We start from the raw sequence: 10,496 nt of genomic DNA, 5'->3' as shown, positions 1-10,496 counted from the left end.
CCGGGCCGCGTCGCCTGCGCGGCACCGGGCCGCGTCGCCTGCGCGGCGCCGGGCGGGGGCTCGAGGGGGCCGCGCCGGCCGCAGGCCGAGGCCGACAGCGCCGTCAGGCCGAGGAGGACGAGGGTGCGGGTACGGGACAGGGACATCCGGAGGTCCGAAGCGTGGCCGCGCCACCATAGCGGCCCGTGCCCGGCGAGGCGAGCCCGGCCGGGAAGCCGGCAATTCCGTCGCATTCGAGCGTGGCCGTTAAGCCGCCCTTTGCGGGACGATCCCGAGACTGCGCCCGAGCGGGTCGTGCCGCCGGGACACGGTCGCCGTCGTGGGCGCGGCCGGACGCGGGGCCGCAACCTGTGAGATCGCTGGATCGTTTCGCTCGCCAATCGGTTAACAAACGGTTAAGCTTACGGCCGATCGCCGCGTCGGCTGCCGTCGCGCTTGTGAGAGTCCCGTGAGCCTTTCGACGGTGCGCCTGCACCAGCTCCTCGTCGCCGCGGCCTTCCTGGTGCCGTGCGTGGTCCTGGTCGGGGCTGCGTGGTGGAACCGGGGTGAGGTCCTGCGGGAGCAGGAGAGCGCCGTGGTGCGCACCGCCGCGGTGATGCACGAGCACGCCTCGAAGGTGCTCGACACGGCCGAGCTGGCCATGGACCGGGTCGACGACTACGTCTTCGACCGGACCTGGTCCCAGATCGCGGCCGCGGCCACGGGCGGCTTCCTGTCGACCCTCAAGGCGCCCCTCGCGCAGGCGACGGCGGTCTGGGTCGTCGACCCGCGCGGGGTGGTGCGCGCGAGCAGCCGGGACGGGGACGTCGGCAGCGACCTGTCGGGCCGCGACGTGTTCTCGGTCCACCGCGTCCGCGACATCGGCATCTACGTGAGCCCGGCCGCCCAGGAGGCGGCGCAGGAGGGCGGGACGGAGCGGCAGGCGACCTTCATGGTGAGCCGGCGCCGGTCGACCGACGACGGCCGCTTCGACGGCGTGATCGTGATCGCGCTCGGCACCGAGTACTTCGCGCGCTTCTACGCCGAGATCGCGGCGCCGACCGCGCACCTCGCAATGCTGCTGCGCGCCGACGGCGCCGTCCTGGTGCGCGAGCCCCCGGCGCGGCCCGCCGACGCGCGGCTGCCCGCGGGCGACCCCCTCATGCGCGGCATCCACGCCCGCCCGCAGGGCGGCGCCACCTCGGGGGTGCCCGCGGGGGGGCCCGAGCGGCTCTACGCCTGGCGCCGGGTCGGGGATTACCCGGTGCAGGTCGCGTTCTCGGTCGAGACCTCGGTGGCGCTCGACCGCTGGTACGACAACCTGCGGGTCTACGGCCTCGTCGCGACGGTGTCGGCCCTGACGCTCGTGCTGATGGCGTGGCTCGCCCTGGCGCGGGCGCGGGCCGAGCAGGAGGCGCTGGCGAACCTCAAGCGCGAGCACGCCCAGCGCCTCGCCGCCGAGAACCAGCTCCGCCAGTCGCAGAAGATGGAGGCGGTGGGCCAGCTCACCGGCGGCATCGCCCACGACTTCAACAACCTCCTCGCGGTGATCACCGGGTCGCTCGAGGTGCTCCAGCGCCGCCTCGCCCGCGGCGACACCGATGTCGGCCGCTTCATCAACGGGGCCCTCGACGGCACCGACCGGGCCGCCAAGCTCACGCACCGCCTGCTCGCCTTCGCGCGCCAGCAGCCCCTGGAGCCGCGGCCGACCGACGCGAACCGCCTGATCACCGGCATGGTCGACCTGCTGCGGCGCACCCTCGGCGAGACCGTCACGGTCGAGACCCGGCTGATGGCGGCGCCCCCGCCGGTCTTCGTCGATCAGAACCAGCTCGAGAACGCCGTCCTGAACCTCGCCGTCAACGCCCGGGACGCGATGCCGGGCGGCGGCAGGCTGACCCTGGCGACGGAGGCCGCGACCCTCGGCGACGGCCGGCCGGCCGTCGCCGTCACCGTGCGCGACACCGGCACCGGGATGCCCCCGGAGGTGGTGGCCCGCGCCTTCGAGCCGTTCTTCACCACCAAGCCGCAGGGACGCGGCACCGGCCTCGGCCTGAGCCAGGTCTACGGCTTCGTCACCCAGTCGGGCGGCACGGTGCGGATCGACAGCCGGCCCGGGGAGGGGACCGCGATCGTCCTCGTGCTGCCGGCGAGCCCGGACGGCCCGCCGGACGACGCGGACGCGCGGGCGCGGCGGACCGCGCCCCTGCCCGAGCGCCAGGACAGGACCGTGCTGGTGGTGGAGGACGACGCGATGGTGCGCAGCGCCAGCGCCGAGACCATCGGCGAGCTCGGCTACCGCACCCTCACGGCGCCGGACGGCGCCGCCGCCCTCGCCTGCCTCGACCGGAACCGCGACGTGGCCGTGCTGTTCACGGACGTGGTGATGCCGGGCCTCGACGGCCCCGCCCTCGCGGCCGAGGCCCGGCGCCGGCGGCCGGACCTGCGGGTGGTGTTCGCGACCGGCCACCCGCGCGACGACGCGCAGGAAGGCCCGCAGCCGGCTCCGGGCGAGACCGTGCTGCGCAAGCCGTTCACCATCGAGGCCCTGGCCGAGGCGCTGGAGACCGGCGGACGGGTCGAGGCCCCGGCCTGACCGGTCCTTACTTGTGGGTCTGCTCGTAGTAGTCAATTGCCTTGCGGCAGTTGACGGAAATCTTCTTCATGTTCTTCTCGAAGCACCGGTCCACCTCGGGGCTCTCGGGCGGCAGGTTTCCGCAGAACGTCAGGTAATCCCCGGTGCAGTACTTCTTGAGGTTGGGATCGTCACGCTGCGCCGACGCCGGAGCGGCGAGACCGAGCGCGCTGCCAGCGATCAGGAGGACGAACGACATCGGCTTGAGCGTCATGGTTGTCTCTGGACTCGCAGGGTGTGTGGAGGTGAGGCCGGACATGGCCCGAAACCGATGACCTGACAAGGGTCCGGCGCGGCCGCGGCGGTGGCCGGGACCGGCCGGGGCGGGCCGACCGCGGCGAAAACCCGTTTGTGGCGAAGTGTTTCGCGCGTGTGTCCGGGCTTTCGCGAAAGGCTTGGCAGGAGATGCCGCAGGACACCGCCGGGCCGCGCGGAGCGGCGCTCAGCCGGGGGTGCCGACCGACGCGGAGGTCGGGAAGGGTGCGGCGGGCGGCAGCCTCGGCTCGGTCCGGGGCTCCTCCGCGGCCCCGGCGCGCCCCTGCGCCATCAGCGCGTCGGCGACCTCGGCGATCCGGCGCTGGAGGGCGGCGTTCTCGGCGAGCAGGCGCTCGCCCGTGCGGCCCGCCTCGCCGGGCTCCAGCGCCTGCCGGCTGCCCGCGAGGGCCGCGAGGGCGGCCGCGTGGGCGGGCCGCAGGGCGGTCAGCTCGGATTCGACGGCGGCGTGGCGGGCGTTGAGGTCGGCCAGGGCATCCTCGAGGGCCTGGATCTGGTCGCGGGCCGCGCCCGCGACGCTCTCGCCGGCCGTGGCGAGCCGCTCGCGCGCCGCCCGGAGCGCCTCCTCGGCGACGCCCCGTCCCGTCTCGGCCTCGGCGCGGGCGCGGGCGGTCGTCTCGAGCTCGACGCGCAGGGCCGCGAGGTCGGCGAGCGCCCGCTGGTGCGGCCCCTCCAGCGCGCGCAGGGCCTCCTCGGCCGCGGCGCGGGCGAGCCGCAGCTCCGCGAGGTCACCCTGCGCGGCGGTCAGCGCCCCGCGGGTCTCCGCGAGGTCGCGCTCGAGCTCGGCGATCCGGCCGTCCCGGCGCTCCATCTCGCCCGTGAGGGCGCCGATCCGCACGGCGCGGCGGCCGAGCTCCTCCATCTCGGCCTGCTTGCCCGAGCGCGCCTCCTCGACCTTCCGCTCGAGCTGCCGCTGGAGCACCGCGAACTCGGCGCGCAGGTGATCCTTCTCGGCCGTGAGCTCGGCGATCGACATCGGGTAGAGCGCCTCCAGGCGCCGGCGCGCCAGCCGCTCCGCCCGGGCGTTCAGGGCCGGGAGGATCAGGAGGGCGCACAGGGCCGCGACGAGGCAGCCCAGCGCGAGGAACATCACGGACTCGATCACGCGTCGGGCACTCTCTGTCGATTCCCGGCGCGGCGCAGCCCTGGGCTCACCGGCGCGGACGAGGACGGAACGCCCGCGACGGTCGCCCAGGCTGCAACCTGGGCGACCGTCGCCGGCAAGGCGGCCGGACCCTGCCACGGGATGCGCGCGAGGGCCAGGGCGAGCCCGCATCGGGTCCCGGCCGGGCCCGGGCGGCGGCGCCGCTCCCGCCTGCCGGGTGCGGCACGGCACGCCGCCGCCGGGGCCGGCGCGCTAGACCGGGAGCGGCGGGACCGGCGCCGCCCCGCGGGGCCGGTCGTGGCGGGTCGTGCATCGCGGCCGATCGGGGACCGGCTCTACATGCCGGAACTGGCCGGGCGGGGTGGGCGAATCTTTCGACAACTTGCCGGGGTGGGATTTCCCGCTACCATCCGGGCGAGCGAACGGCCGAGACCGCGGTCAGCCGCGTGGCCCCGTGCGCCCGCGCGGGTCGCCCGCGGCACCGGGTGCGGGAGACCGTCCCGCCGGGAGGTGAGCATGCAGGATACCACGCAGAGCGGCGCGCCGGCTCCCGCCGAGCCGCAACCGGGCGACCACGAGCTCACGCCGCAGGAAGCCCTCGAGATCGCCGTCCGGGCGCACCGGTCGGGCGACGTGGCGGTGGCCGAGGCGGTCTACGACCGCATCCTGGCGGTCCTGCCCGACTACGCGGACGCCCTGCACTTCAGCGGCATCCTGCGCCACCAGACCAACCGCCCCCGGGACGCCGTCCGGCTGATCCGCCGCGCGATCGAGATCGAGCCCGACGACGCCGGCATGCACAACAACCTCGGCAACGTGCTGTTCGAGCTCGACCGGCCCGACCTCGCCCTCCAGGCCTACGAGATGGCCATCGTGCTGGAGCCCGGCCACATCGACGCGCGCAACAACCTCGGCGTGGTGCTGCGGGCCCTGCGGCGCGTCGACGAGGCGGAGGCGGTCTACCGCGAGGCCGTCGACCTCGAGCCCCGGCACCGGGAGGCCTGGGACAACCTCGGCCGCCTGCTCTCCGGCCGGGGCCGCATCAAGGAGGCGATCGCCTGCCACGTGAAGGCGCTCGAGCTCGAGCCCGCGAATGCCGGCACCCGGCGCTTCCTGGTCGCCGCCTACGCGGCGACGGACGAAAAGGAGCGGGCCCTCGCGATCCTGCGCAAGTGGCTCGCGGACGAGCCGAACAGCGCCTCGGCCCGGCACCTCATCGCGGCGATCTCGGGCGAGAACGTGCCGGAGCGCGCCAGCGACCGCTACGTCGAGGACCTGTTCAACGGCTTCGCGGCGAGCTTCGACCACAAGCTCGCCCGCCTGGACTACCGCGCGCCCGAGCTCGTCGCCGCCGCCGTCGCGGCGCTCTATCCCGCGACCGGGGCCGGCCTCGCGATCCTCGACGCGGGCTGCGGCACGGGGCTGTGCGGCCCGATGCTGCGGCCCTTCGCCGGCCACCTCGTCGGCGTCGACCTGTCGGGCAAGATGCTGGAGAAGGCCGCGCAGCGCGGCGGCTACGACGCCCTAGACCGCGCCGAGCTGACGCAGTACTTCGCCGCGCATCCGGGCGCCTACGACCTCATCGTGTCGGCCGACACGCTCTGCTACTTCGGTCCCCTCGAGACGGTGCTCGCCCTCGCCCGGGAGGCCCTGCGCCCGGGAGGCCGGTTCGTGTTCAGCGTCGAGGCGGAGACCGGCGGCGAGCCCTACCGCCTGCATTCCCACGGCCGCTACAGCCACGCCCGCGGCTACGTCGAGCAGGCCGCCGCCGCGGCCGGCCTGCGGCTCGAGGCGCTCGAGCCCGCCGCCCTGCGAATGGAGCGCGGCGAGCCCGTCCACGGCCTGATCGTGACGGCGCGGGTTCCGGCGCCGTGACGGCGCAGGTTCCGGCACCGTGACGGCGCGGGTTCCGGCGCCGTGACGGCGCGGGTTCCGGCGCCGGACGCGCCCGCCCGGCCCGCCTGAGCGCGGGCGGGGAGCGGACCCGGCCCCCGGCGCCTCAGAACGGGTTCCAGGTCGGGGCGTCCGTGAACTTGAGGTAGCCGACGTTGATGCCGACGCGGGCGCCGATGCCGGCGCGGATCGGCACCACCACGATGTCATTGGCCGTGGCCGCCGACATCCCGAAGCCGCCGACGACGTAGGCCGAGCCGTCCATGCCGACGAAGCGCTGGTAGAGCGCGTCGACCCTCGGCAGGTTGTAGACCAGCATCATGGTCCGGGCGCCGTCGCCCCCGACGTCGAAGCCGAGGGACGGTCCCTGCCAGAACACCCGGCGCTGGCCGGCGTTGCGGGTGTAGAGCGTGCCCTCGCCGAAGCGCACGCCGCCGATGATCGCGCCCGACGCCTCCTGGCCCAGGATGTAGCCGTTGGGCTCGCCCCAGCGCCGCGACGCCTCCTGCACCATCAGGGCGAGGCCGCGGGAGACGGAGCCGAAGAAGCGGTGCCCCGAATCGACGATCTCCCGCGGCTGGAAGGTCCCGGGGTCGCCCGGCCCCTGCGCGGCGGCGGGACCCGGGAGCAGCGCGAGGGCGCCGAGACCCAGGCCGAGGAGGGCGCGCCGGCTCGGTGCCGGGCGCCGGGCCCGTGGAGCGGAGGAGGCAGACAGCATCTGTTAGGCGTCCCGGCTTAGAGCATCTCCGGAGGCGACGAAGCGGCGCGCCGATCCGGAAAATGCGGCGGCCTGCCAGAGATGCTGCGGATATGGGCAAGATCGGGTTAACGAGGCGCGGCCTGCTGTCGCTGGCGCCGGCGGCGCTCGTCGCCCCGACATGCGCCGCCCCGGCGGGCGATCCGGTGCCGGCGCTCTACGCCGCGGACCGGCTGTCGGGCCTCGCCCTGCGCGGGTTCGACGCCGTGACGTACGCCCTCGCGTCGGGGCCCGCCGCGGGGCGCCCCGGGCTGGAGCTGACCTGGTCGGGGCTGATCTGGCGCTTCGCAGGCCCGGCCAACCGCGCCGCCTTCGCGCGCGATCCCGCGCGCTACGCGCCGCGCCTCGGCGGCTACGATCCGGAGGGCATCGCCGCCGGGCGCGTCGTCGACGCCGACCCGCTGGTGGCGGCCTGGCGCGACGGCCTCCTCTACCTCTTCCGCAGCCCGGAGCGCCGCGAGCGCGCCGACGCGGCGCTCCTCGCCGCCGCCGAGGCGCGCTGGCCCGCCCTCCGGGCCGAGGTGGCACTGTGAGCCGGCCTCCCGAACCGAACGCCCCCCGGCGGATTGACCGCACGAGGGACCTGGAGCGGATCGGGCGCGCGATGGACACGGACAAGGAACGGCGCGCCCTCCAGCGCGTGGTGGCGGCGGCGGCCCTGGTCCCGGTGGCGGCGGGGCTCTACGGCGTCCTGTTCGGGCAGGCCGGCATCGGCGGCGGCCGGCTCGACGTCTCGGCCGACAGCCATTTCCGCTACCTCTCGGGCATGCTCATGGGCGTCGGCATCCTGTTCTGGTCCACGGTGCCGGCCATCGACACGAAGGCGACGCTGTTCCGCTTCCTCACCCTGGTGGTGGTCCTCGGCGGGCTGAGCCGGCTGCTCGGGCTCTGGCTCACCGGCGTGCCCTCCCTGACGATGCTGGCGGCCCTCGGCATGGAGCTCGTCGTGACGCCGCTCCTGTGCCTGTGGCAGACCCGGGTCGCCAACCGGGCCGCCGCGCGCGGCGACATCGCCGCGCGCGGCGACATCGCCCAGCACAGCGGCGTCGCCGACCTGACCCGCGCGCCGTGAGCCCTCAGTTCACCCGCGACCAGACCTGGCGCTTGCAGATCAGTCCCCCGAGGACGCAGCCCGAGAGTTCGAGGGCGTTCGGGCCCTTCACGGCGAGCTTGCCCGAATACGTCTTCCCGTCGCGAAAATTGTAGAGCGAGCCCTCCCAGCCGGCGCCGGCCGGGCGCATGTCCCCGGCGAGCGTCACGCCGACGAGGCTGCGGCCGCGCAGGGCCGGGTCCGGGTTGTTCACGTCCCGGGTCTCCCCGGCCAGCACCTTCGCGACCGTGCCGCACAGCCCGGCGCCGCAGCGGGCGATGCGGACCTGGGTGTCGCCGGCCGGCGTGAGCCAGGTGCCGAGCGGCTGGGCCTCCTGCGCGGGGGCCGGCGCGGCGGCGAGGATCAGGAGGACGGACAGGACAGGGCGCAACGGGATCGACTCCTGAGATGGCTGCGCCCGCGGACGCGGGCACGCGTGGCCGCGCACCCGGCCGCCGGCGCGGGAGGGCAGGCGCTCCGGCGCGGCCCGGCCGCACGGGGGCCGGACCGGAGGCGGCCTTGCGGGCGGGCGGCGGGGACACCCGCGGGGGCCCCGCCGCCTGATAGCGCCCGGCGCGGGGGCCCGCTACTTCCGCGTCAGGCCCGCGGCCGCGGCGCGCCGGCTTCAGTCGACCAGCTCGGGAAAGGGCACGATGGTCGACTTGACGGTGCGCATCGCCATCGCGTCCTTCACGGCCTGCGAGACCCCGTCCTGCGTGAAGGGGTAGATCGTCTGCATCTCGAGCCACGGGTACTTGTCGCGGGCGCGGTAGAGCATGTCGACGCCGAGCGGCAGATCGTTGCCGGTGAAGGCCCAGGAGCCCAGCACGTTGAGGTCCTTCGCGCAGATGCGGTGCCACGAGGTCTCGATCTTGCCCGCGTCCGTGAACTGGCCCATCTCGACGTAGGTGCCGCCGTCGCGCAGGAACTCGATCCCCTCCGGCCCCGCCGTCGGGTGGCCCGAGCAGTCCATCACGAGGTCCGCCCCGAAGCCGCCGACGATCTCGCGCACCGCCGCGATGCGCGCCTCCGGGGTCGTCACCCGGGTGATGTCCACCGTCGCCTCCGCGCCGAACTTGCGGGCGAGGGCGAGGCGCGGCTCCTCGGGCGCGCCGACGCAGATGACCCGGCCCGCGCCCATCTCCTGGGCCGCCGCCACCGCCAGGATGCCGATGGGGCCCGAGCCCTGGATCACCACCGTGTCGCCCCACTTGAAGCCGCCGGCCCGCGTCGCCCGGTTGAAGGCGCGCAGGCAGGAGGTCAGGGGCTCGGACAGGGCGCCGAGGCGCAGGGACATGTCGTCGGGCAGCTTGTAGACCTTGGTGCCCGGGAGCATCTCGAGGTCGACGTAGACGTACTCGGCCCAGCCGCCCCACAGGTGGGGCGCCTTGTCGAAGCCGAGGTAGCGCCCGTAATAGACCGGCGTCAGGCACTTGTTGGCCTGCTCGGGGTAGTGGACGCAGTAGTAGCAGTGCCCGCAGGGCATCAAGGGCGGGATCATCACCTTCGAGCCGACCGCGAGCGGCTTCTCCATGAAGTCGGACGTGAATTCGTCGCCCTTCTCCACGATGACGCCGCCGATCTCGTGCCCGAGGGTGAAGGGCCAGGGCAGGGGCTTGGGCCAGTGCCCCTTGAGGATGTGCTGGTCGGTGCCGCAGACGCCGCAGGCCCCCACCTTGATCAGCGCCGCCTTGCGGGGAACCTTCGGCCACGGCACAGATTGGATCACGGGTTCCGCCCCGGGGCCCGCGAACGTGGCGACCCGGATCTCAGGCTTGCTCATCGGCGCTTCCTCTGCTGGTCGTTGCCTCGCGGCTGCTGGCACGCCGCGGCCGGGCCGCGTCTGCCCGCGCGGCGCCATGGTAGCAGCCGCGCGCCCCCGCGCATCCCGTCCCGGTGCGCCCTGATGCCCGAGGCGGCCGAGCGGCGGGGCGTCGTCGCGGCCCGCCTCGCCGCGGTCGCAGACCGCCTCGCCGCGGTCGCAGACCGCCTCGACGGCATCGAGCCGCCGCCCCTGTCGGCGTGGCTCTTCGCCCTCCGCATCTGGCTCGCCATGATGCTGGCGCTCTACGCCGCCTTCTGGCTCGAGCTCGAGAGCGCGTCCTCGGCGGCCGTCACCGTCGCCATCCTGGCCCAGCCGAGGCGCGGGCAGGCGATCGCGAAGGCGCTCTACCGCTTCCTCGGCACGCTCCTGGGCTTCGGGGTCGCGATCCTGCTCACCGCCCTGTTCGCGCAGGACCGGGTGCTGATGCTGGTGGGCTTCGGGCTCTGGCTCGGGCTCTGCGTGTTCACGGCGAGCTACCTGCAGGGCGTGCGCGCCTACGGCGCCATGCTGTCGGGGTACACGGTGGCGATCATCGCCATCAGCAACATCGACGCCCCCCAGAACGTGTTCGAGGTCGGCGTCGCCCGCACGGCCGCGATCACCATCGGGATCATCGCGATCACGTTCATCAACGACGCGCTCGGCGCGCCGTCCGTCTACGCCGACCTGCGCGACGGCCTCGCCCGGGCGGGGGACGCGGTACGGGACTTCTCCCGGCGGGCGCTCGCGGACGGCGATCCCGGGCCGGAGGAGGCCGCCGCGGTCCTGCGGCAGGCCGCGGCGCAACGCGACGCCATCGGGGTGGTGGGGAGCGAGTTCCACGACGGCGCCGCCCGGGCGGCGGGCGCGCGCAGCGCCGTCGCGGCCCTGTTCGCCGCGGTCACGGCGGCGCGCTCCCTCGCGCTCGCGGCCGCCCTCGGCGCGTCGCCGGACGCGGAC

11 protein-coding genes are annotated in these 10,496 nt (G+C 75.0%); 5 read left to right on the top strand and 6 right to left on the bottom strand.

Translation table 11 applies throughout. From position 1 onward, the window contains the following. Positions 1–146: LPS translocon maturation chaperone LptM (lptM, locus tag DT057_RS37060; protein WP_244937420.1), on the bottom strand; the 146-nt coding region annotated here is incomplete at its 3' end. Positions 147–448: 302 nt separating this feature from the next. On the opposite strand from lptM, the gene DT057_RS32025 reads away from it, so the two are divergent. Continuing rightward, positions 449–2,575 carry a hybrid sensor histidine kinase/response regulator gene (locus DT057_RS32025; RefSeq protein WP_128566082.1) on the top strand — a complete coding sequence of 709 codons (2,127 nt, stop codon included), beginning with the start codon at positions 449–451 and terminating at the stop codon, positions 2,573–2,575. 7 nt (positions 2,576–2,582) lie between these two features. On the opposite strand, the gene DT057_RS32020 is transcribed toward DT057_RS32025, so the two are convergent. Both DT057_RS32020 and DT057_RS32015 read right to left on the bottom strand, forming a co-directional pair. After that, complete coding sequence (locus DT057_RS32020; protein ID WP_128566081.1) at positions 2,583–2,828, bottom strand: 3',5'-cyclic-nucleotide phosphodiesterase; 246 nt, start codon at positions 2,826–2,828, stop codon at positions 2,583–2,585. Between the two features lie 228 nt (positions 2,829–3,056). Continuing rightward, complete coding sequence (locus tag DT057_RS32015) at positions 3,057–3,992, bottom strand: coiled-coil domain-containing protein (RefSeq protein ID WP_128566080.1); 936 nt, start codon at positions 3,990–3,992, stop codon at positions 3,057–3,059. A gap of 516 nt (positions 3,993–4,508) precedes the next feature. Between DT057_RS32015 and DT057_RS32010 the strand changes: the two genes are divergently transcribed. Continuing rightward, on the top strand, positions 4,509–5,867 hold the full coding sequence (locus tag DT057_RS32010; RefSeq protein WP_162501571.1) for a tetratricopeptide repeat protein: 1,359 nt from the start codon (positions 4,509–4,511) through the stop codon (positions 5,865–5,867). 124 nt (positions 5,868–5,991) lie between these two features. Here the strand turns inward: DT057_RS32010 and DT057_RS32005 are convergent, their stop codons facing one another. Further along, positions 5,992–6,603 carry a DUF1134 domain-containing protein gene (locus tag DT057_RS32005; protein WP_128566078.1) on the bottom strand — a complete coding sequence of 204 codons (612 nt, stop codon included), beginning with the start codon at positions 6,601–6,603 and terminating at the stop codon, positions 5,992–5,994. Between the two features lie 92 nt (positions 6,604–6,695). On the opposite strand from DT057_RS32005, the gene DT057_RS32000 reads away from it, so the two are divergent. Both DT057_RS32000 and DT057_RS31995 read left to right on the top strand, forming a co-directional pair. Next, positions 6,696–7,175 carry a hypothetical protein gene (locus tag DT057_RS32000; RefSeq protein WP_128566077.1) on the top strand — a complete coding sequence of 160 codons (480 nt, stop codon included), beginning with the start codon at positions 6,696–6,698 and terminating at the stop codon, positions 7,173–7,175. A 71-nt stretch (positions 7,176–7,246) separates the two neighbouring features. Then, positions 7,247–7,714 carry a DUF4345 domain-containing protein gene (locus DT057_RS31995; RefSeq protein WP_128566076.1) on the top strand — a complete coding sequence of 156 codons (468 nt, stop codon included), beginning with the start codon at positions 7,247–7,249 and terminating at the stop codon, positions 7,712–7,714. A gap of 4 nt (positions 7,715–7,718) precedes the next feature. Here the strand turns inward: DT057_RS31995 and DT057_RS31990 are convergent, their stop codons facing one another. After that, a complete protein-coding gene (locus DT057_RS31990; RefSeq protein ID WP_128566075.1) occupies positions 7,719–8,123 on the bottom strand; it encodes a DUF2147 domain-containing protein in 405 nt (134 codons plus the stop codon). 234 nt (positions 8,124–8,357) lie between these two features. Then, positions 8,358–9,515 carry a zinc-binding dehydrogenase gene (locus tag DT057_RS31985; protein ID WP_128566074.1) on the bottom strand — a complete coding sequence of 386 codons (1,158 nt, stop codon included), beginning with the start codon at positions 9,513–9,515 and terminating at the stop codon, positions 8,358–8,360. Between the two features lie 123 nt (positions 9,516–9,638). Between DT057_RS31985 and DT057_RS31980 the strand changes: the two genes are divergently transcribed. Continuing rightward, a partial coding sequence (locus DT057_RS31980; protein ID WP_203236436.1) for an FUSC family protein occupies positions 9,639–10,496 on the top strand: 858 nt, incomplete at its 3' end.

Source organism: Methylobacterium crusticola, from assembly GCF_003574465.1.
Classification (GTDB): Bacteria; Pseudomonadota; Alphaproteobacteria; order Rhizobiales; family Beijerinckiaceae; genus Methylobacterium; species Methylobacterium crusticola.
This window is presented reverse-complemented; position numbering and strand designations above follow the sequence as displayed.

Bases quoted from the DNA above. Each gene is read 5' to 3' on its own strand.
- DT057_RS32010 (WP_162501571.1), top strand. From the start codon at position 4,509: ATGCAGGATACCACGCAGAGCGGCGCGCCGGCTCCCGCCGAGCCGCAA.
- DT057_RS31985 (WP_128566074.1), bottom strand. From the start codon at position 9,515: ATGAGCAAGCCTGAGATCCGGGTCGCCACGTTCGCGGGCCCCGGGGCG.
- DT057_RS32000 (WP_128566077.1), top strand. From the start codon at position 6,696: ATGGGCAAGATCGGGTTAACGAGGCGCGGCCTGCTGTCGCTGGCGCCG.
- DT057_RS32020 (WP_128566081.1), bottom strand. From the start codon at position 2,828: ATGACGCTCAAGCCGATGTCGTTCGTCCTCCTGATCGCTGGCAGCGCG.
- DT057_RS32005 (WP_128566078.1), bottom strand. From the start codon at position 6,603: ATGCTGTCTGCCTCCTCCGCTCCACGGGCCCGGCGCCCGGCACCGAGC.
- DT057_RS31995 (WP_128566076.1), top strand. From the start codon at position 7,247: ATGGACACGGACAAGGAACGGCGCGCCCTCCAGCGCGTGGTGGCGGCG.